The sequence below is a fragment of the Staphylococcus sp. McC-251-APC-3A2 genome, assembly GCF_009695665.1.
GTDB classification, from domain to species: Bacteria; Bacillota; Bacilli; order Staphylococcales; family Staphylococcaceae; genus Staphylococcus; species Staphylococcus cohnii.
In genome coordinates, this window is record NZ_VUNO01000003.1 from 21,185 (window position 1) to 44,380 (window position 23,196).

Here is a 23,196-nt window from a genome sequence, read left to right on the forward strand (position 1 = left end):
TCACCCTTCTGCTTTTAATTCAAACAACATATCTCTGAGTTCAGTTGCTTTTTCAAAGTCTAAATCTTTAGCTGCTTGTTTCATTTCTTTTTCTATATTACTAATGGTTTTTTCACGCTCTTTTTTCGTCATTTTTTTAGGTACTTCCGTACGTTGCGCTTCGTTTGTTTCATCTGTTTCAACAGTAGCACTGATAACATCATGAATTTTTTTATTAATTGTGGTAGGCGTAATATTATATTTTTCATTATATGCTTGTTGAATCGATCTACGACGCTCTGTTTCATCTAGTGCGTAACGCATTGAATCTGTAATTTTATCTCCATACATAATAACTTCACCGCCACTATTACGCGCTGCACGACCTACTGTTTGGACAAGTGATCTTTGCGAGCGTAAGAAGCCTTCTTTATCTGCATCTAATATGACAACAAGAGATACTTCTGGTATATCAATACCCTCTCTTAACAAGTTAATACCAACAATCACATCATAGGTACCCACACGTAAATCTCGAATAATTTCAATACGTTCTAAAGTTTTAATTTCTGAATGTAAATAATTCACATTAATGCCTGCTTCTTTCAAATACGTGGTCAAGTCTTCACTCATCTTTTTAGTCAATGTTGTTACTAATACACGTTCATTTCGATTAATACGTTCTTGTATTTCACTAAGCAAGTCATCAATTTGATTTTCTGTCGGTCTAACTTCTATCTTAGGATCTAATAATCCTGTTGGGCGAATAATTTGTTCCACCATTTCATCTGTATGTTCTAATTCATAAGGTCCTGGTGTTGCAGACACATATACAAGTTGTTTCGTTTTTTCTTCAAATTCTTCAAATTTTAACGGTCTATTGTCTAAAGCACTTGGTAACCTAAAACCATGATCAACAAGTACTTGCTTACGCGCACGGTCGCCGTTATACATACCTCTGACTTGTGGTAATGTCACATGTGACTCATCAATCATCACAAGCCAATCATCTCCAAAATAGTCGAGCAATGTATAAGGTGTTGAACCCATAGGTCTTAGTGTCAAATGTACAGAATAGTTTTCGATACCTGAACAAAATCCCATCTCTCTCATCATTTCCAAATCATAATTTGTTCTTTGTTCTAGGCGTTGAGCTTCAAGCAATTTATTCTCGGAACGCAACTCTGACAAACGTTCTTCAAGTTCATTTTCAATACGTTGGATGGCAGATTTCATTTTTTCTTCTCGGGTAACGAAGTGGGAAGCTGGGAAAATTGCAAAGTGATCGCGCTCTCTCAACACTTCTCCAGTTAAATAATTAACTTCACGTATTCTATCAATTTCATCCCCGAAAAATTCAACACGAATGCACATTTCTTCACGAGAAGCTGGGAAGATTTCTACAACATCGCCTCTAACACGAAATGTACCACGTCTAAAATCAATATCATTTCTTGTGTATTGCACATCTACTAATTTTTTAAGTAACTCGCTTCTGTCCATTTCCATACCTACGCGGACACTGACAACTAAGTCACGATATTCTTCTGGATTACCTAAACCATAGATACAGCTCACACTAGCAATGATAATGACGTCATCTCGTTCAAATAATGCGCTTGTCGCAGAGTGACGTAATTGGTCAATTTCGTCATTAATTGACGCATCTTTTTCAATAAATGTGTCAGTTGATGGTACATAGGCCTCTGGTTGATAATAATCGTAGTAACTGACGAAGTACTCGACTCTATTCTCAGGAAAGAATTCTTTAAATTCACTATATAATTGACCCGCTAACGTTTTATTATGGGCGATAATTAAAGTTGGCTTACCAACTTGTTGAATCACATTACTCATTGTAAATGTCTTCCCAGTACCCGTAGCTCCTAGTAATGTCTGATGTCTCTTCCCTGCATTCACACCATCTACAATTTGTCGAATCGCTTCTGGTTGGTCCCCTTTAGGATCAAAATCCGATTGTAATTTAAATGGGTAGTGTTCCATAATGACACATGCCTCCTATTATATTTCTATCTGCTCGAACGTAATTTAAATATCTCATTTAACACGCGACTTATTTTAGTTGATATAACTATATTTTACATACGTATGTTATTAACAGTTTATATTTTAACAGATTTATAACCTTCAACACAAACATTTGTTCGTAAATTAGTGTTTCACTATATAAAAACAAACACAGTACATGACCATGTTTGTTTGCGTTAATAAATTTTTATTCTGATAAAATGAAGTTAAATAATTATATACTTTTTGTCATGTTGTATCAATTAAGTTGCTTAACACTTATTACCTAATCATCTTCTTTTTTATGGAGTTCTAATTGATCGATAATTAAGTAACCTGCTAATAATGAAGCAACATCTATAAAAATAATCCATTCATCATGAAAAAAACCTTTTTCAATTGAAGTTCCTATTAAAATCAAAGTTAAAATAGTACCTACCCATTTACTTCTTGTCAGTACGCTAAACAATACGACAAGTATGCAGGGGAAAAAAGATGCTAGTATATACCAGATCATTCATGTCACCCGTTCCTATTATTTAAAATAGACATCGTTGTTTCTCGTAATTCCGATTTTGGTATAAATCTCTCTGTAAGCATTTCAGGAATAATATTTTCTATAAAATCTTGCACTGAATTCAAATGGTCAAATTGCATAATTGTTTCTAATGACATTTCGTATATTTCAAAAAATAGTGGCTCAGGATTACGTTTTTGAATTTCACCAAATGTTTCATATAACAAATCAATTTTATCAGCAACAGATAAAATTTGACCTTCTAGTGAATCATCTTTTCCTTCTTGCAGTCGTTCTCGATATATGGATTGATATTGTTCTGGTATTTCTTCGTTTATAAAATGATCTACCATTTCTTCTTCTACTTGTGAGAATAATTTTTTTAATTCTCCACTCGCATATTTGACTGGCGTTTTAATATCTCCTGTAAAAATTTCGGCGAAATCATGGTTTAAGGCTTTTTCGTATAAGCTTTTCCAATCTACTTTATTGCCGTGATATTCTTCTACTGTACCTAAATATTGAGCAATTTTAGTCACTTTAAAGGAATGTGCAGCAACATTATGCTCAAAATATTTAAATTTCCCAGGCAATCGTATTAATTTTTCTAAGTCTGATAAACGTTTAAAATATTGATGTACTCCCATGATAGCGCCTCCTCATTTATTTAATGAATGATTATACTTGATTTTATAATATCATTCCACATGTAAAATGTCTTTTTAATGCCGTTAAATATCATCGAATCGTTCTATTTTCAAAATATAACCTATTTATTTGTCTTTCAAGTTTTATTCATTTTACATCATTTCAAAAAATGATGCGCCCATAACAAATTTTATTGAAAAAGTACTGAGCGTAAAAAATGACACCTCTGATATATATTGCCTACACCAATGCCCATTATGATAATAAGCCCGAGACATTATTTATGTCTCGGGCTATTAGTTTAAATATATTTGTACAATTGCTAGTGAAATTTCTAAGTATACGTTTTTATCTTTTTAATGAATATAGTTATATTGTCCCGAATTATGAATGGTTCTATAAGATTTTTGTCCTACACCTTGCCAGTTCATTTCCGAAACCAAAATGGATCCGTCACTATTTTGACGTTCTACTATGCCTACATGACCATAATTTCCAGCATTACTTTGTAAGATAGCGCCTACTTCAGGTGTAGAATTAACAACATAACCATTTTGACGTGCAGCTGAAGCCCAGTTATTCGCATTGCCCCAAAGTGTTCCTACAGATTTACCTAATTGTTGACGTCTATCAAAAGCGTAGTATGTGCACTGACCCCAATCATAATAATTCTGCCCACCGGATGCGTAGTGTTTCTGCTCTTGAGCTGTGTAGTATTTCGGTTGATAACCATTGTTATGAATACTGTCAACGTTTGATGTAGTATCGCGTTCATCAATACTATCATTTGACCAAGATTGCTGCTTTACTGGTAAAGAATGGTTCGCTAATTTTGTGAACGTATTATTGTTTTCAGTTGTTACACCTATTGTGAATTGATCACTATTCGAATTATTTTCTAAGTCATTTTGTGTGTAACTTTCTGAATTACTTTGTGTGTATGTGCTTTGAAATTGGTTATTTAAATGTGATGAACCTTTTTCAGAAACAGCAATGAGCTGCCCAGGATGAATTGTCTCTGTAATATACGGATTCAATTGATAAAGTTCATTTAAACTTATTTGATGTTTATTCGCAATACCTTGTAGTGTATCGCCTTCTTTCACTTCCACAATATCTTCGTCAGGGAGTACTAGCGTTTGTCCAGATTTAACCGACTGTACAAGCTCCATATGATTTAATGATTGTATTGTATTAGTCGTTGTTGCGAATGCTTGCGCTATATTTGATAAATCAGTATCTTCTTTCACTGTATGTACTTGATCAGCTGATGCTAGACCATTCACGCCAAAAAACAGTGCTGCAGAAGTTAGAGAAAAAGTTAAGCCTTTCTTCATTATGTGTTTCAATCCTTTGCTGTCTAAATTTATTCGATATTTAATCAATCATAATATAGCATATCCGCTTAATACTTTTAGCATTGTTATCATTTTGTAATGCAAAAGATAATTATTAACTGAACGCCTCATTGGCCTTTAATCAAGCCTTTCTTACTTTTATCACAATAATTTTAATCATAGTAACACATCGGTTAAATTCAACTGTAATATTTCAATTTGTATTTTACATATAAGAATCTATTTATTAAAAATTACTAATAAAATTTAAGCAATCATTTTAATTGAATAGCTCGTCTTACATACTATATTACTCTATAAAAATATGAGTGAGCTAGAAAACAATTATTTATAAATTGGTTCCCTGCTCACTCATAAAGTTAGTATAATATTAACATCTATTTAAGTATTAATCTTTTGCTGAATGATTTAGATTCATTTGATTTCGTAAATACGCTTCAATAAACGGTCCTAAATCACCATCCATAACTGCATCTACTTTACCTGTTTCTTCGTTTGTTCTGTGATCTTTAACCATCGCATATGGATGGAATACATAAGATCTAATTTGGCTTCCCCATCCAATTTCTTTTTGTTCACCACGGATTTCGGCCATTTCTTGTTCTTGTTCTTCTATTTTTAATTGATAGAGTTTAGACTTCAATGTTTTCATTGCAGCTTCTCTGTTTTTGATTTGTGAACGTTCATTCTGGTTATTTACCACAATACCCGTTGGATGGTGGGTAATTCTAATAGCTGATTCTGTTTTATTGATATGTTGACCACCTGCACCTGAAGCTCTAAATGTATCAATGGTAATATCATCAGAATTTATCTCCACTTCTATTTCAGTGTTATTAAACTGTGGTATGACATCACAAGAAGCAAAAGATGTATGTCGACGACCAGATGAGTCAAATGGTGATATACGTACAAGTCGATGCACACCTTTCTCAGCTTTTAAATAGCCATATGCATTATGACCTTTCACAATCATTGTTACACTCTTAACACCCGCTTCATCCCCAGGCAAATAGTCTGCAATTTCAACTTTAAAGCCTTTTTGTTCACAGTAACGTTGGTACATTCTCAACAGCATATTTGTCCAATCTTGAGATTCTGTACCACCTGCACCAGGATGCAATTCAATAATTGCATCATTCGCATCATAAGGCCCATCTAACAATAATTGTAACTCAAATTGGTTTAGCTCGTTTTGAAAATGGACGACACTTGCTTCTAAATCATCTTTCATCGATGTATCGTCTTCTTCTAACAATAATTCTCGTGTTGTTTCCATATCTTCAATGTTTGCTTCTAAATCTCTGTAGGCATTAACAACCGATTTTAAAGCATTATTCTTATCTATAATTTCTTGAGCTTTATCTTGATCATCCCAAAATGAAGGATCTGTCATCATTTCTTCGTATTCTTGTATGTTTGTCTCTTTTTCTTCTAAGTCAAAGAGACCCCCTAAGTTGTTCTAACTTTTCATTATAAGCATCTAAATTACGCTTAATTTCAGATAATTCCATTGTGCATCTCTCCTAATTTTTACGAATGAAATATATTTGATATATCAATTACTACACTATCATACATATGATACAAAATATAAACTGCCAATTTCAACTTAAGCACTAGCCTCTATCCTTAAATTATTAAAAAAACATCTTTCACAGTTAAACGCCACAATTTAACTGCAAAAGATGCTTGATATACAAAAAGTAATAAATCCTGTCTCACACGTTTATCATTTAGATAAGTTTAAGCGCCATGACAGTTTTTATATTTCTTACCGCTACCACAAGGACATGGGTCATTTCTGCCTATATGTTCATCTTTGACATAAGGCTCTGCTTTCGCTTTTTCTTTTCCATCTTCTGCTGATACATGCTCAGCTTTACCAAAATCAGTTGTTTTATCACGTTCTACATCATCTTCTACTGAAATTACTGATTTGAGAATATATTTACTCACATCTTCTTCAATGTTTTGCATCATAGTATCAAATAATTGGTGACCTTCATTCTGATAGTCACGTAATGGATTTTGTTGACCATATGAACGTAGATGAATACCCTGACGTAGTTGATCCATAGTATCAATATGGTCTGTCCAATGCGTGTCAATGGAACGGAGTAAAATCATACGCTCAAATTCATCAAACTGAGTACCTATTTTCTCTTTTTGATCTTTTAAGGCTATTTCTATTTTTGACCATACAACCTCAAAAATATCGTCACTATCTTTTCCATTAATATCTTCTACTTTTAATTCGCCTTCATTCAAGAAAACATCTTCCACATAATTGATGAATGGCTCATAGTCAGGTTCGTCATCTTCTTCATTTACATAATAATGAATACTTCTTTCTAACGTAGAGCGTAGCATTGCATTGATTAATTCGCCACTTTCGTCGCTGTCAATAATATCATTACGTTCACTATAGATAATTTCACGCTGTTTACGCAGTACATCGTCATACTCAAGGACACGTTTACGAGCATCAAAGTTATTACCTTCAACACGTTTTTGAGCTGATTCAACAGCACGTGAAACCATTTTAGATTCGATCGGCGTTGAATCATCCATGCCCAATCGGTTCATCATATTTTGTAAACGTTCCGAACCAAAGCGCACCATTAACTCATCTTGTAGCGATAAATAGAAACGGCTATCACCTTTATCTCCTTGACGACCTGAACGACCACGTAATTGGTCATCTATACGACGAGATTCATGACGTTCTGTACCAATTACTGCTAAGCCGCCTATTTCTTCAACACCATCGCCTAATTTGATGTCCGTACCACGACCGGCCATGTTGGTAGCAATTGTCACTGCACCACGCTGGCCAGCACTTGCAATAATGTCCGCTTCACGTTCGTGATTTTTCGCATTTAAAACATCATGACGTACACCGTGTTTTTTCAATAAATTAGAAATATATTCACTTGTTTCAACAGCAACAGTCCCTAACAAGACTGGTTGACCTTGTTTATGCTTTTGAATGACATCTTCTACAACTGCATCAAATTTACCTTTTTGACTGATATAAATTAAATCAGGTTTATCAATACGTTGTACTGGTCTGTTGGTAGGAATTTGCGTAACTGTCATATTGTAAATATTTCTAAACTCTTCTTCTTCTGTCTTTGCAGTACCTGTCATACCGGATAATTTATTATACATTCTAAAATAGTTTTGGAATGTAATTGAAGCCATCGTTTTTGATTCGTTTTGAATTTTCACACCTTCTTTAGCTTCAATTGCTTGGTGTAATCCTTCTGAAAAACGACGTCCAGGCATTGTACGTCCTGTAAATTGGTCAACAATCAATACTTCACCGTTATTCACCATATAATCTACATCTCTTTGTAAAGTAACATGTGCACGTAACGCAGTATTGATATGACTGATAATATCAACATTTTTCACATCGTAAAGGTTATCAATTTTAAACATGCGTTCTGCTTTATCAATACCCTGCTCGGTTAATTGGACTGCTTTTGTTTTTTCATCATAATTATAATCATCTTCGCTTTTAAGCATTTTAGCAAAAACATTTGCTTGAGTATAAAGTGAAGTTGATTTCTCTGCTTCACCTGAAATAATCAATGGCGTACGTGCTTCATCAATTAAAATTGAGTCTACCTCATCAATAATCGCAAAATTAAGTGATCGCATCACGCGTTCTTCCGCATAATTCACCATGTTATCACGTAAGTAATCAAATCCTAATTCGTTGTTGGTACTATAAGTGATATCACTTGCGTAAGCTTCTCTTTTCTCTGCGGTCGTTTTACTATTTAAGTTCAAACCAACACTTAATCCAAGAAATTCGTATAATTCAGCCATTTCTTCACTCTGTATACTAGATAAATATTCATTGACTGTAATAACATGTACACCGCGTCCTGATAGAGCATTTAAATAAACTGGCATTGTCGCCGTCAATGTTTTACCTTCACCGGTTCTCATTTCAGAAATATCGCCGCCGTGAATCGCTATACCACCCATAACTTGTACTTTATAAGGAATCATGTTAAACACACGTTTTGATCCTTCTCTAACTAAAGCAAATGCTTCTGGTAAAATATCATCTAAAATTTTATTTTGCTTTTTAATATCTTCTTCTTCTTGAACTTGCGCTTGAAAATTTTTCGTTTTTTCTTTAATTTCTTCATCAGTTAATATCGACATATCCTCTTCTAATGCGAGGACTTTGTCGGCTAATTTACCAAGGCGTTTTATTTCTCTTTTATTGCCATCTGCAATTTTTGATAAAAAACCCATTCTGTTCGCTCCTTTAGCTTTATAACTCATTATAACTCTTCGTTTACAACAATTTATAATATCATTTATAAGCTTAAATTTACACTTATTACGTTTATCGTACTACCTACGCTATATTTTACTTACATGTTTTGGAATACATATTGAAATACTGCCTCAATAAAAATATACACAACATACATGTTCACTTTCAAATTATTACATAATAACATAGCAAAAAATGAGCGTCCATGATTTCACTCAATCATGGACGCTACTACTTTTACAAATATGATACTAATGCAATTGAATTATTCAGTTGTTTCAATCAGTCCATATTTGCCATCTTTTCTTTTATAGACAATACTTGTACCATCTGTTTCGCGATCTGTAAAAATGAAGAAATCATGGCCCAATAAATCCATTTGCAATACCGCTTCTTCAGAATCCATAGGTTTTAGGCTGAAATTTTTTGAACGAATAATCTCAATTTCACTATCATTGTCATCATTTTGTAGTTTTTCTGCCTCTTGTTCTTCAGGTAATGATGCGAATGCTTCTGGTTCGTCATTCTTTCTATTTTTACGGTTTACACGCGTTTTATATTTTCTAACTTGTCTTTCTAATTTGCTATTAATTAAATCAATACCAGCGTATAAATCATCATGACGTTCTTCCGCTCTAAGCGTAACATTTTTCAATGGAATAGTTACTTCTATTTTAGTTGCTGAGTTTTGGTACGTTTTAACTTTAACGTGTGCAGTTGCATTTGGCACATTGTTAAAGTAACGTTCTAATTTACCAATTTTCTCCTCAATATAGTTGCGAATCGCATCAGTAATAGTGAGGTTCTCTCCGTGAATTTCAAATCTGATCATAGTAATCGACTCCTTTAAAACCTCTATATTGGTAATAGTGCTTATATCTATAATACCACGAATAGCTTACCGTGCAAACGTAAACACATCAAATTTTCTGATTTTTCTATCAAATAACAATTGTCCTGCATTATGAACCGTTAAGCCTGTAGTATATATGTCATCTATCAACAAAATATTTTTTTCTTTTAAATCTACATATCGTGTCATTTCAAAAGGATTCGGTCGTTGCATGCGTTTTTGTTTACTTAATTCTGATTGTTTTATACATGAGGGTGTGGCAAGCAGACAATGATATTTAACCTTTTTTAAGTCTAATACTGATTGTATAGGATTAAACGTTCTTTCCCTATCTCTATATAGAGGAGACGGTATGGGGATAATGTAATCATATTTGTAATGAGGCAATTTAACTCTTTCTGCAATTATTTCTGCTATTGCAACATCTCTTTTAAATTTATATTGTTGAATCATTTCTTTTACAATACCGTCGTATCGGTAAAAACAATATAATTTATTCATTAATTTAAATTTCGAAGATAATTCGGTACAATCTGAGCATAATTTTTCTGTTTCATTAAGTAACTTCATACATGTTGGGCAGCGATTCGTCGCATTTAATTTCATTATATCCCATTGATGATTACAAATATGGCACAATTTTGAAGCTTTTTTATAAAAGGTAAATGCATTTAACGGTTCTGAATAATAAGTGTGACAATATAAACATATCGCTGTCAGTCTATCCACCCTCTTTTTTTTGCAAGTTTATTCATTTTCTTTATCTGATATTGAGCTTGAAGCATAGACAGTGTGATACCTTCATGCATACAAAATACGCTTCCTGTTGGTGCTTCCGCTTTTCTTCCAACTCTTCCTGATATTTGAATGATGGCGCTCGTCTCAAACTGGTGGCTATTTATGATCACAACATCGAGTTTTGCCATAGTAAAGCCTCTTTCTAAAATAGTAGTGGTGAAAACAATGGCGTGTTCGCCATCTCTCAAACGCTTTACTTTATCAAATCGAAACACATCATTACTGTAAACATATATTAAAGATGGTAACGCATCTTTATATAATTGATACAATTGTTTCATTAAAATAATGTCGTTAAAAAAGACGAGCGTATATCGTTGTTGACTGACTTGATGTTGTAAAAATCGTAATAATTGATATTGCTTTTTATTGGGATTAATTCTCAGAAATTTAAATTGAGGCACTGGTAAAGGATGTCTATGAAAACGTGCGGGTAATTGAATGATTTCTAAATTGCTAATTTGTCTAATTAATGATTTTGTGGGTGTAGCAGTCATTAATATATGACAGTGTTTTAATTTCGAGGCACGCTGTAATGCTTTTATCAACGTTGGTTCTGTGGGTAATGGAAAGGCATCTACTTCATCTACAATAATTACATCAAAATGTTGTTTGAAACGATAAAGTTGATGAACTGTGGCAATAATAAAATGACCATTAAACTGTTGCTGTGATGATTGATGTAATACATCTATTTCTTCTTCGCGGAATGCTGCTTTAATCCTCATGCTCACTTCTAAAACGACATCAACCCGTGGAGATACGATTGCGACATTATAACCTTGGTTCCTCGCATATTTAATTCCTTCAAATATCATCTCAGTCTTACCTGCACCTGTGACAGCATGAAGTAATAGAGAATGGAAGCTTGCAATCGCTGATACAATTTTGTCGGATGCAAATTGCTGTTGCTCTGATAATTTGAATGATAATTGATAATGGCAAGGCGTCACTACATTGTGACTTTCTATGATATAAACCTCGGTAATATTATCCATTCCCCCCATATTGATACAATTTCTACAGTAGACGATTGGCTTATTTAATACCATAGATTGATATTTATAAAAATGCGTTGGTCGGTGTGAATGACATTGCGAACACGTCCAATAGCCGTTATCTAATATAACACCTTTCGTCGTTTGTCTTATACGTTCATCAGTTAATAAGGACTTATCATTAATCATTCTTCCATAGTATTTAATCGTTTATTTCCTCCAAACTAAAAAGCGAGTCAAAAATTAAACTTTACTTTAATTTCAAGACCCGCTATAAAATAATTAATTCATTGATTTATCGTACAGAAATTTAAACGCTAAACAACTCATTTGTCATCTTATTGTTGGTATTAATGACTGAATGAACAGTTATATTTATAACAAGTATCTCTCGTAAAACGCTACTTTACTTAACACATGATAAAAGTATTTTCAAATCTGCCATTTAGTCTGTACGCACGGACCTACCTGTGAAACCTAATCCCATACCCCCTGAGCCTAAATGAGCTGCGACTACAGGACCTAAATAAGAACGATATAATTTATATTGTGGATAGTTGTTTTGTAATTCATTGTACATCCAGTCTGCATCTTCTCGAACATCTCCACCTATCACTAATAAAGTAACCTCTTCATAATCTTTAACGATTTCAATCACTTTATTGTTAATTTCTTTAAGTGCACGTTTTTTAGTACGTATTTTTTCATCAGGTAAAATTAAACCATCTTCAAATTTTAAAACTGGTTTCATTTTCAACATCGTACCAACCCACGCTTGAGCACCAGTAATACGACCACTTTTTTGCAAGTTTTTCAAATCGTCTACCATCAATCTCGCACCTGTGACTTCTCGCATTGCTTCAAGCTCTTTAATGATTGCCTGAGGTTCATCGTTTTGTTCAATTAATTCAATTGCACGTAATACGTAAATCCCCATTGCCATCGCTGAAATTTTTGAATCAAATGTATGCACATTAATCCCTTCAACCATTTCTCCCGCTTGTGTAGCTGTTTGATAAGTACCACTGATACCTGAAGATAGGAAAACGCCTATGACATCTGTATATCCTTCATCGCGTAATTGCTCGTATTTTGTTATAAATTCACCAATTGCCGGCTGGCTTGTCGTAGGAATTGTTTTAGATGTTTTCATTCTTTCATAAAATTCATCTGCTGAAATAGATGCATTTTCTACAAAATTTTCACCGTTATCAAAAGTTACACTTAGTGGCGCAATATTTATATTATATTTATCAATTAATGTTTGAGATAGATAACTCGTTGAATCTGTTAATACAGCAATTTTCATCATAATCCTCCTCAATTATACTCACAACTATGATACATTATTTTATATTAAAAGAAAATTTATTTTTACATTAAACTTGAATTCAGAACCGTGTATAATAATATGTATTGATTGAAACTATGACTGGAGTGTTTAAATATGGATGAATCAATCATAACAATAAAGCAAGAACATATGATAGAAAATGTAATTAGCAAATCACGCTTTATTGCCCATATCAAACCTGTTGACTCTGAAGCAGAAGCTAAAGACTTTATAAACTTGGTGAAATCAGAACATCGAGAAGCAACACATAATTGTTCTGCATATACGGTTGGAGCACAAATGAATATTCAAAAAGCAAATGATGATGGAGAACCAAGTGGAACTGCAGGTGTACCAATGCTAGAAATATTAAAAAAACTAGAAGTTCACAATGTTTGTGTCGTAGTTACGCGTTATTTCGGTGGTATAAAATTGGGTGGCGGCGGTTTAATAAGAGCCTACAGTGGCGCCGTGAGAGATGTCATTTATGAAGTGGGTCGTGTTGCTTTACGCTCAGCAATACCAACTACAATCACTATTGATTATGATCTTACTGGTAAATTTGAATATGAATTAGCGCAAACATCTTTCTTCTTAAGAAACACAAATTACACAGACAAAGTGAGTTATCAAATAGATGTGGTAGAAGCGGAATATGATGATTTTATTGCTTTTCTAAATAAAATTACTTCTGGTAACTATGATTTAGTTGAGCAAGATATCATTAAGTTACCATTTGACATACCAACAACCTGAAGTATAGCTATTTCAAGTTATTTATATGCACCATCCATCATAAATAGTATCTATCCTGTTACAAAGTTAAAAGAATGAAAAAACCTTACTGATATGCATTGATATTTGTAATTAAAGTGAAATTTAAAAAAGTAAGTATATCAGTCGTTGCTTTAATTTATCGCTGTTCATAAAACAAAATTAGAACCTGAGATATTAATATCTCAGGTTCTAATTAGTAGTCTAACTATTCATCTTTTTTATGTCGTTCTTTATTTTCAATTAATTTTAAGAGTGGTCTATAATCGTCATCTATTAATCCTGTAAATTCAACAATGAGTTCAATTGTAATGAGTATGAGTACAAGCATCATGAGTACGCCCCATGGTTGCGATAAATATAAAATAATACTTGAAAGACTAAATAACAATGCGATTGAATATATCAGAATAACTGTTTGACGATGTGAATAACCTAACTCTAGTAATTTATGATGTAGATGTGACTTATCCGCTTGCATAATACGTTGGCCCTTTTTCACACGTCGTATCATAGCAAATAAAGTGTCTATAAACGGTACTGCTAAAATAACAATCGGGAAGAATAAAGACACAAATGTAATATTTTTAAAACCTAAGAGTGAAAGAAAACCAACAATAAAGCCAACAAGTAATGCGCCGCTATCCCCTAAAAATATTTTAGCAGGATGAAAATTAAAACATAAGAAACCTAATAACGCACCGATAAGCACACTACAGATCATAATTATAAATATATTTGCTTGTAATATTGCGATAAACCCAATAGTCATCAATGCGATTGTTGCTACACCAGAAGCCAAACCATCCAAACCATCAATTAAGTTGATTGCATTGGTAATCGCAACAATCCAAATCACTGTAATAGGGATACCTAATATACCAAAATGTATTGTTGGTCCAATCGGTAAAGAGATGAAATCAATGGTTACACCATAATAAACGACAACCAGTGCTGCAACCACCTGGCCTAATAATTTTACGATTGGCGTTAAATCATAGATATCATCTATCAATCCTACTAAGTAGATTAATACTGCCCCAATGACGAGTGGCTTCACCTCTGTTTCAATTGGATGTCCTAACCAAATCCCTAATAAAAAGGAAAGTAGTATCACGGTACCACCTAAGACAGAAGTTGGTTTTTTATGTACTTTCCTAAAATTAGGTTGATCAACAACACCCAATTTATGGGAAACCTTTATGACAATGGGAGTAAGTATTAAACTGACAATCATTGAAAAAATGATTAATAATAACGTATACATCAGTTCACCTTCATTATTTTAAGTCTTTATATTTTTGAATTTGAATTTAAAATCTCTATAAATATTCCAAATATGAAATCATATTTGGAATGGATATACACATGTGTGTTTTTAAAACATAATTAACTTTATATATTTCGAGTAATTCTATAAATGATTCAATTAAGTCTATAATACACGATGTACTTTTAGTAATACAAATAGTAATGTAATCATTAGTAAGATTCAACGCAGAAATTCACTTTCTTTTTTATAGAATAAACAATTTATTTATTTTACAATCACTCAAATAAGTATTCTAACATGAATTTTAAACAAATGTTATTAATTTCTAAATATCAATGATGACAAAATGTAACTTTTCACTTACAATGACTAAGTGTGTATTTAAAGGAGCGTAAGAAAAATGTTTGAAGCTATTATTTACAATATTGCGGTTACTGTCGCAGGAATTTATTTATTCCACCGATTACAGTACTCTGAAAATAAAAATATGGTGTTTTCAAAAGAATACGTCACGGTTTTAATGACCATTGTAGCATTATTATTATCTGTAAAGCCTGTCCCTATCTTCAATGAATATGTACTCTATTTATCTTTTGTGCCGATTTTATTTTTAGGTAGATATACAAATATGGTTTATACAGTTTTAGCAGCGTTTATCGTGTCTTTAGTTAATGTATTAATTGGCGATTATACGATTATAACTGCAATGATCTTAATTGTAATAGCCATCATTGTCGGAGCAATAGGACCATTTTTAAAACAAAATGACATCATCTCATTACAAATACTCAACTTAATTACGCTAGTCATTTTTGTCCTCTTGTCATTTATCAGTCCATATTATGAATTTAAAGAAGTATTATATATGATACCGTTATCGTTCATTTTAACAATCACTTCTTCGATTACATTCGTAGATATTTGGCATTTCTTCTCTTTAGTAAACCGCTTTGAGAATGAAGATAAATTTGATTATTTGACGGGTTTAGGCAATGTTAAAGAATTCGATAGACATTTGAATGAAACAACACGTATTGCAGAAGAAAATGATGAAAGTTTAGGTTTACTACTCATCGATATTGATGGGTTTAAAGATGTTAATGATATGTATTCACATGATTCTGGTGATGCTGTATTACGACAAATCGCACAATTACTGAAAAACTACGTGCCAGAACAATTTAGTATTTACCGTAACGGTGGCGAAGAGTTTTCTGTAGTATTATATGACTATACGTTAGATCAATGCGTTAAATTAAGTGAAAGTATCCGTAAAGGCGTGGAACAATCTACTTTCCATTTACCAAATAAAGAAATTATTAAATTATCAGTTTCTATTGGTGTTGGATACTTAACTAAAGATGATTATAAATCTCAACGTACCGTCTTTAAAGTCGCAGATGATATGTTGCATATGGCTAAAAATGAAGGACGTAATCAAGTCATGTTTAACCCCATTGTTAAATTTTAACTAAATAAAATAAAGCCATTTTCAAGAGTCTGGGACATAAATATCTCGGACTAAAAAATAAGCGTCAATTTCTATTGAGAAGATATAGAAATTGACGTTTTCTTTAGTTTTATGAAATGCCATTAATACAAAACCAAGTTCTTGTTTAAGTTTATTTATTCCTCGAACTGATATTCGAGTGAATGTTTATTAAATTATATGAAAGTGCCTTGTTTTTTGAATATTAATTTATATATTGTACCGATTTTGTAATGTGCTGACACCCAGGGTAATAGTATGAGTGAGAGACTACAGGCTCGAGCCATATCCCCAGGCAAGCATGCACGATCAAAATCGTAATATTTTTATATAAAATGGACTCATCCATCATGTGTATTCATATTAAGTTATATCTTTTGGTTAATTAAAAATATGACTTTCTATTAGTTGTATAAGTTAAATAATACGAAGCTTTTTTCTATTGTATTAAAACACGTCACTTATAGAGATTTTGCATCGTGCTGACGCCCGGGGAAATGATATGAGTGAGAGACTACAGGCTCGAGCCATATCCCCAGGCAAGCATGCACGATCAAAATCGTAATATTTTAAATATAAAGAGGACCAATCCATATAAAGTGGATTAATCCTTTTTGATTTGAGAATGGTTATTTATATCTCAAGCTTTTTTAATTTATATTATGAAAACGGCTATTTAAACATCTACATTAATGTATTTCATCACATAGTTCTTTTGAAAGTAAAACTCTAAAAATATTATTGAAAACATAAAAACACTCGTAAGATTTAACAATGCATAAGCATTCCTTCAATATTTTTAAAATAAAACATATCATTTACAAATTTAAGTTTGTTACAATATAGGAGGTAATTATAAAAACAATCTATACTGAAATAAATATTATTGAAAGTTACCTTAGTACACGGTAAACTTTCTATTGATTTATGAAAAAATTTAGGAGGTGCCCAGCTATGTCTGATTCGATCACTATCATTGATGAAGATAAAGTGATTGACGTTGTGCTCATTGCAGGCAGAATATTGCTTGAAAGCGGTGCTGAAACTTATCGTGTTGAAGATACGATGAATAGAATTTCAGCAAGTTTCGGCTTAGATGATACATATAGTTTTGTTACATCTACAGCGATTATTTTTTCACTCAATAATCGAACAAACACGAGACTTATCCGTATACGTGAGCGGACGACTGATCTAGAAAAAATTTCATTAACCAATAGTTTATCTAGAAAGATTTCTAATAATCAGTTAAGTATAGATGAAGCAAAATCTGAACTTATTCATTTACACCATGCATCATTACAGTTTTCATCTATCACTAAATTTTTTGCTGCTGCCATTGCATGTGGTTTTTTCTTATTTATGTTTGGCGGTGTTATGAATGACTTCTTTTTTGCAATTCTTGCAGGAGCTGGTGCATTTTTAACTTTTGATTTTGTTCAACGTTATATACAAATAAAGTTCTTTTCGGAATTTATTAGTGCTGCGGTTGTTATTACAATAGCAGCTACATTTTCAAAATTAGGCATGGCAGCAAACCAAGATATTATTACCATTGCAGGCGTCATGCCACTAGTCCCTGGTATTTTAATTACCAATGCTATTCGAGATCTCATGGCAGGCGAACTTATCGCTGGTATGTCTCGTGGTGTCGAAGCGGCCTTAACATCATTTGCTATAGGTGCTGGTGTCGCAATCGTTTTATTAATATTTTAAAAAGGAGTGCTCAAATGGTCATTGGCTACTATGTTTTACAATTTATTGTTAGTTATTTAGCGACAATGCTATTTTCTGTTATTTTTAATGCACCTCGACGTCTCCTTTTAGCTTGCGGTTTCGTTGGTGCTATGGGATGGATTATATATAAAGTGACACTTGATGTAGAACTAGGAAAGGTAATGGCTTCGTTCCTAGGAAGTTTTATATTGGCAATTATGAGTCATACCATGAGTAGACGTTATAAAAGACCAGTCATCATCTTTATTGTGCCTGGCATCATCCCACTCGTTCCTGGTGGACTTGCCTATGAGGCAACACGCTATTTAGTGAGCAACCAATATACACATGCCGTCAATACATTTCTCGAAGTAACACTTATTTCAGGTGCAATTGCCTTTGGTATTTTATGTGCAGAGATTATTTATTATCTTTATACACGCATAAAACAACACATTGGTAAAATGAATGGTAAAATATATAAGAAATCATATAATATGAATAACAGAGCATAAGGGGTGTTTTTATGAAAAATGATATTATTGAGCGACTTACAAGATATGTCAAAATTGATACACAATCTGATCCACAATCAAATTCAACACCTTCCACTAATAAACAGTGGGATTTATTGAATTTATTGAATGATGAATTAACAGATTTAGGACTAGAAACTGATGTTGATGAAAATGGATACTTGTTTGCAACATTAGAAAGTAATGTTAACGAAGCTATTCCAACTGTTGGTTTTCTTGCGCATGTTGATACTTCACCCGATTTTAATGCTACAAATGTCAATCCACAAATTATTGAGCAGTATGATGGGAAACCGATTCAGCTCGGCGATACAAATCGAGTTTTAAGTCAAGATGTCTTTCCTGCTATGAAACAAGTAGAGGGACATACTTTAATGGTTACAGATGGCACATCATTATTAGGTGCAGATGATAAAGCTGGTGTCGTTGAAATTATGGAAGCTTTAAAATATTTAACATCGCATCCAGAAATCAAACACGGTCGCATCAGAGTAGCTTTTACACCTGATGAAGAAATTGGTAAAGGACCACATGCATTTGACGTTGAACGTTTTAATGCTGACTTTGCATATACAATGGATGGCAGCCAATTTGGTGAGTTACAATATGAAAGTTTTAATGCTGCAGAAGCGATTGTAACTTGTCACGGTGTTAATGTTCATCCAGGCTCTGCTAAAGATGCGATGGTTAATGCTGTGCTATTAGGTCAACAATTCAACGCTCTTTTACCTCAAAATGAAGTGCCTGAACGTACAGAGGGTTATGAAGGTTTTTATCATTTAATGAAATTTGATGGTGATGTTGAGAAAGCGAAACTTTACTATATTATTCGTGATCATGATAAGCATGAATTTGATTTACGTAAAAAACGTTTAGTAGAAATTAAAAATGATATCAATAGTCATTTTGAAGATGAACCGATCGAAGTTGAAATAAACGACCAATATTACAATATGGGAGAAAAAATTAAGCCAAAACCACATGTTATAGACATTCCTAAACGTGTCTTTGACAAGTTAGATATTCCAGCTAATACTGAACCGATTCGTGGTGGCACAGATGGTTCACAACTATCATTTATGGGATTGCCAACACCTAACATTTTTACTGGCTGTGATAACTTCCATGGACCTTTCGAATATGCTTCTATCGATGTCATGGAAAAAGCTGTAGATGTCATAGTAGGTATCGCTCAAGAAGTCGTACAAACTTATCAAAAGAATGATTAAATAGAAATGACTCGGATATAGAGGTCATTTTGTACTTTTTCAATGCTCATCATCCTTGTCGGAGTAGGACAACGAAATCTTTTCAAAGATTAGATTTTTGTCCTACTCCCTTTTTTTATTTTTGTACCTTACAATTTGGATTGTGCATGCTAGTCCAACACATATTTCGTATAAACCTCAAACTTGTATTTGTTAATCAGACGATACCACTGGGTGCCAACATTATGGTAGTATTGTTTCTTATCATACGTATGTGTATTAAAAATAATTTTTATTAAATTTATGTCTTATAATTGTAACTTCGAACAACTGCTGATTTTTGTAGAATTTAAAAAACCGTCAATTTCTATATAATTACAATAGAAATTGACGGTTTTGCATTTATATTTTATTTATTAACATCAAACTGTGTTTTTAATAGCTTAATCGCTTGAACCGTATAATGTCTAATTTGAATTCCCATTTTAAAATCTGTAAAAGATTGAGGCATTTCTATAAATGTATTAAACATTGCTGTTACACCCATCGATTCAAACAAATCAAACTTATCATCTGTTGCGCAAATTGCGATTGACGGTTTGTCATATTTTGTAGCTAGCTCGGCTAAGCGAACGGTAGTCGTTTCTAAAATTTGATCTTGCTCGTTCACACCTTCACCAAAAATTATTAAATCTGCTTGTTGAATTAATGACTCTAAATGCGTAATTTGGTCTACCAGTTCATGACTCGTCATAATCTCAGCACTATATAAACCATTTAACATTGCAGCTATACCCCCACCAGCGCCGCCTCTTTGAATAGGCCCTAGTGCGATTTTTAATTCAGCTTTAAACATCTCACTTAAATACCATATTAAATTATCTATCTCACTTGCTTCTTGATGCGAAATTTGATGCGTTTCATATGTTTGCATGATTTCACTATTTTTACCATATAATTTACTATCAAAATCTGACATAAGTTGGATTCTAATATCTTTCAACTTAGGATTAACTTGAGATACATCTATACGACGAATATATTTTAAAACACGACTGCCTTGTGTAACATCGATTTCTTGAGCCTCGTCATCATAAAATTTAGCACCGAGTGCTTGAAGCATGCCAGCACCACCATCAAAACTACCAATAGCACCTAGCGAAATAATTAAATGTTCAGCACCATTTTCTATTGCATCAAGTATAATTTCACCTAAACCATAACTTGTTCTTTCTATAATTGGACGTTGACCTTTTAAAAATAGATTACCTTCAATAATTGTCATACCATTATCAGTAATACCATAAATAGCTTCTACTTCATTCATATCTGCATCATGTGCAACCACTCTGTATTTGGTACCTGACTGCCATAAAAAGACAGAATCCATCAGTTCATGCCGACCATTAAACAACGGTACTTGAACAATATCAGCCTTCTCTATTTGACTAGCAACCGCTTCTTCTACATACCGATTGGCTTGATAGCTAGATATAATACCATTAAATTCATCCATTGCTACTAATACTTTCATTTTGTCACCTCTAATATTAATATTATATTGTAATTTTCATAGCTTTATTTTTAAGTTAACGTGATTTCCACACCTTATAAATTTTAAATAGCTGTGATTAATTGATATATTTAATTCAACTGTACAGAAATCAAACTAAGTATCATTTCACTCTGTGTTAAATTTAGCACAAATCATATGCTACTAAACCGCTGGTAAAAATATCATCACACTTAAGGTTGGTAATCACGTTCAAACATCGTATTGATGATAAATACAATAGTTACATAAATAATATACATCTATGCACATATATGCATTACTAATTCAACTTTATATTATACATGTCAAAACACATTTTTTCACATTATAAGAAACGCTTGTTAAACCTTTTAATATAACTTAAAGCTTAACAAGCGTTTCTTTATTAAATATTTATTTTTTATTCTTCAGCGCCTGCCAAAGATTTTACATTAATATGATCGTGACTTGCATTCCAAATCGCTTGTCCCTTCACAAAATAAAATGCTTGTGGCGATTCATGTTTAACATTTGTTTTTTCTTCTATATAATCTGATAAAGCTCTCTCTTGTTGTACGATTAAATAATAACCATCCATATCTCTTTCATATAAAAATTTGTTGAATTGATCAATAGCATTTGCTGAAATTGGACATGTTTCACTATGCTTCAGCACAAATACATATTTATTTTCTTCTAAAACTTGCTCAAACTGGTCAATCGAACTCAGCTTTATAGCCATTCTATTCACCTCTAAAAATATTTAACACACCACATTGTCTCTAAAAGTGTGAAATTCCAATGATATTCACATATAATTGTTTCCAATTATACACAATTCCCTTTTTATTGTTAACAGTTTATTACAAATCTCATAACTTACCCGATTAATTTATTATTGATATTTTTCTTTTAATTCGGCATAGCGTTTATTAAAATCCTTATCATAATGTTTTAAATCTTCACTTTCTTTAGGTAATTTATTGATGTCTATTTTAGCGATTGCTTCACCAATTTCAATTGTTTCTTCTCTTGTTTCATAATAATTTTGTAAGCTATAGTACATCTCAATCGTGTTTTTACGCGCATCATTCACATAGCCATCTGTTATTTCTGCCTTGTTCAAGTCTTTAATTTGTTTTTTTATTAATGGCATAATTTGAGTTTCAATGACTTGCTTCTCTGATTTAGCATTTGTAGAATTGGATTCTTTTTCCGCTGTATTTTTTAAATCTTTGTTATTTTGTTCCAATTTCTCTTTAAAGCCTTTAACACTTTCACCAGCATTATTAGCTTTTTTCATGTTTTCTTCTACTTCTGATCTATTCTTTTCAAAAAGTTTTGTGTAATCTAAAATATCTTCATTCGCTTTAACTGCTTGGTTGTATAAATCAACAAATGTTTTAACTTCCTCGATGGCAGCTTTTTTCTTTTTGACAGATGCTAAATATTTTGATTTTAATTCCTTGGTTTCCTCAGAATTTGCTGGCAGATGTTTTGTAGATTTCTCATATGCTTCAAGTTTAGGTGTTAACTTGCTATTCAAGTTATTTTGCAATTGATTGAATTCTTTTTTGTTTTTATCAGTCATATCTGTTTTACTTAAATCATTAATGTTTTCTAAATCAATAGAATCCATTACTTTATTAAATTCCTTTTCTTTTTGCTTTACGTCAGTTAATGTACTATCGAAATCTTTAAATTCGTTGGCACCTTCATGTCCGCAAGCGACAAGTACTACGGCAAAACAAACTAATAAAACAAAGCACATTAATTTTTTCATTTCTGCACTCCTTATCATTACGTATTATACAGAAACTTATTTAACTTGAAAATAATATATGATATATT

The 23,196-nt window shown here is 32.5% G+C and carries 19 protein-coding genes; 5 read left to right on the plus strand and 14 right to left on the minus strand.

Annotation, left to right across the window (positions count from 1 at the left end; translation table 11 throughout):
- The 10 genes from uvrB to fakB1 all read right to left on the minus strand — a co-directional run bounded on the left by uvrB (position 1) and on the right by fakB1 (position 12,791).
- Complete coding sequence (gene uvrB, locus FYJ81_RS07730) at positions 1 to 1,986, minus strand: excinuclease ABC subunit UvrB (RefSeq protein ID WP_181187461.1); 1,986 nt, start codon at positions 1,984 to 1,986, stop codon at positions 1 to 3.
- Between the two features lie 307 nt (positions 1,987 to 2,293).
- A complete protein-coding gene (locus tag FYJ81_RS07735) occupies positions 2,294 to 2,524 on the minus strand; it encodes a CsbA family protein (RefSeq protein ID WP_019469490.1) in 231 nt (76 codons plus the stop codon).
- A gap of 5 nt (positions 2,525 to 2,529) precedes the next feature.
- Positions 2,530 to 3,171 carry a YfbR-like 5'-deoxynucleotidase gene (locus FYJ81_RS07740; protein WP_019469491.1) on the minus strand — a complete coding sequence of 214 codons (642 nt, stop codon included), beginning with the start codon at positions 3,169 to 3,171 and terminating at the stop codon, positions 2,530 to 2,532.
- Positions 3,172 to 3,528: 357 nt separating this feature from the next.
- On the minus strand, positions 3,529 to 4,509 hold the full coding sequence (locus FYJ81_RS07745; RefSeq protein ID WP_107386212.1) for a COG3942 and LysM peptidoglycan-binding domain-containing protein: 981 nt from the start codon (positions 4,507 to 4,509) through the stop codon (positions 3,529 to 3,531).
- Positions 4,510 to 4,918: 409 nt separating this feature from the next.
- A protein-coding gene (gene prfB / locus FYJ81_RS07750) for a peptide chain release factor 2 (protein ID WP_154409535.1) occupies positions 4,919 to 6,044 on the minus strand; the annotation gives its coding sequence in 2 pieces (ribosomal slippage) (positions 4,919 to 5,971 and positions 5,973 to 6,044; 1,125 coding nt in all).
- A 232-nt stretch (positions 6,045 to 6,276) separates the two neighbouring features.
- Entirely contained in the window at positions 6,277 to 8,808 is a 2,532-nt protein-coding gene (gene secA / locus FYJ81_RS07755) for a preprotein translocase subunit SecA (protein WP_107383670.1), read from the minus strand.
- 290 nt (positions 8,809 to 9,098) lie between these two features.
- The gene (hpf, locus tag FYJ81_RS07760; protein ID WP_019469495.1) at positions 9,099 to 9,665 is read right to left on the minus strand and encodes a ribosome hibernation-promoting factor, HPF/YfiA family; all 567 of its coding nucleotides are present in this window, start codon (positions 9,663 to 9,665) and stop codon (positions 9,099 to 9,101) included.
- Positions 9,666 to 9,731: 66 nt separating this feature from the next.
- A complete protein-coding gene (locus FYJ81_RS07765) occupies positions 9,732 to 10,292 on the minus strand; it encodes a ComF family protein (protein ID WP_226953528.1) in 561 nt (186 codons plus the stop codon).
- A 110-nt stretch (positions 10,293 to 10,402) separates the two neighbouring features.
- Positions 10,403 to 11,671: a DEAD/DEAH box helicase family protein gene (locus tag FYJ81_RS07770; protein ID WP_154409536.1), complete on the minus strand. Its 1,269-nt coding sequence runs from the start codon at positions 11,669 to 11,671 to the stop codon at positions 10,403 to 10,405.
- A gap of 256 nt (positions 11,672 to 11,927) precedes the next feature.
- On the minus strand, positions 11,928 to 12,791 hold the full coding sequence (gene fakB1, locus FYJ81_RS07775; RefSeq protein ID WP_154409537.1) for a fatty acid kinase binding subunit FakB1: 864 nt from the start codon (positions 12,789 to 12,791) through the stop codon (positions 11,928 to 11,930).
- 138 nt (positions 12,792 to 12,929) lie between these two features.
- Between fakB1 and FYJ81_RS07780 the strand changes: the two genes are divergently transcribed.
- The gene (locus FYJ81_RS07780) at positions 12,930 to 13,571 is read left to right on the plus strand and encodes a YigZ family protein (protein WP_119517671.1); all 642 of its coding nucleotides are present in this window, start codon (positions 12,930 to 12,932) and stop codon (positions 13,569 to 13,571) included.
- A 226-nt stretch (positions 13,572 to 13,797) separates the two neighbouring features.
- On the opposite strand, the gene FYJ81_RS07785 is transcribed toward FYJ81_RS07780, so the two are convergent.
- Entirely contained in the window at positions 13,798 to 14,856 is a 1,059-nt protein-coding gene (locus FYJ81_RS07785) for a glycosyltransferase family 4 protein (protein ID WP_019469500.1), read from the minus strand.
- A 406-nt stretch (positions 14,857 to 15,262) separates the two neighbouring features.
- Between FYJ81_RS07785 and gdpS the strand changes: the two genes are divergently transcribed.
- The 4 genes from gdpS (at position 15,263) to pepT (ending at position 19,832) form a co-directional block, all read left to right on the plus strand.
- On the plus strand, positions 15,263 to 16,333 hold the full coding sequence (gdpS, locus tag FYJ81_RS07790) for a GGDEF domain-containing protein GdpS (protein ID WP_154409538.1): 1,071 nt from the start codon (positions 15,263 to 15,265) through the stop codon (positions 16,331 to 16,333).
- Between the two features lie 972 nt (positions 16,334 to 17,305).
- Entirely contained in the window at positions 17,306 to 18,067 is a 762-nt protein-coding gene (locus FYJ81_RS07795) for a threonine/serine exporter family protein (protein WP_154409539.1), read from the plus strand.
- A 14-nt stretch (positions 18,068 to 18,081) separates the two neighbouring features.
- Positions 18,082 to 18,582 carry a threonine/serine exporter family protein gene (locus FYJ81_RS07800; RefSeq protein ID WP_107383665.1) on the plus strand — a complete coding sequence of 167 codons (501 nt, stop codon included), beginning with the start codon at positions 18,082 to 18,084 and terminating at the stop codon, positions 18,580 to 18,582.
- Positions 18,583 to 18,593: 11 nt separating this feature from the next.
- Positions 18,594 to 19,832: a peptidase T gene (gene pepT / locus FYJ81_RS07805; protein WP_107383664.1), complete on the plus strand. Its 1,239-nt coding sequence runs from the start codon at positions 18,594 to 18,596 to the stop codon at positions 19,830 to 19,832.
- Positions 19,833 to 20,220: 388 nt separating this feature from the next.
- On the opposite strand, the gene FYJ81_RS07810 is transcribed toward pepT, so the two are convergent.
- From FYJ81_RS07810 to FYJ81_RS07820, 3 genes are all read right to left on the minus strand, one after another.
- On the minus strand, positions 20,221 to 21,345 hold the full coding sequence (locus FYJ81_RS07810; RefSeq protein ID WP_107505092.1) for a glycerate kinase: 1,125 nt from the start codon (positions 21,343 to 21,345) through the stop codon (positions 20,221 to 20,223).
- Positions 21,346 to 21,766: 421 nt separating this feature from the next.
- The gene (gene ytxJ / locus FYJ81_RS07815) at positions 21,767 to 22,087 is read right to left on the minus strand and encodes a bacillithiol system redox-active protein YtxJ (protein WP_019469507.1); all 321 of its coding nucleotides are present in this window, start codon (positions 22,085 to 22,087) and stop codon (positions 21,767 to 21,769) included.
- Positions 22,088 to 22,240: 153 nt separating this feature from the next.
- Positions 22,241 to 23,128 (minus strand): EMYY motif lipoprotein, encoded by an 888-nt coding sequence (locus FYJ81_RS07820; protein WP_119517880.1) that lies wholly within the window; start codon positions 23,126 to 23,128, stop codon positions 22,241 to 22,243.
- Positions 23,129 to 23,196 lie beyond the last annotated feature (68 nt).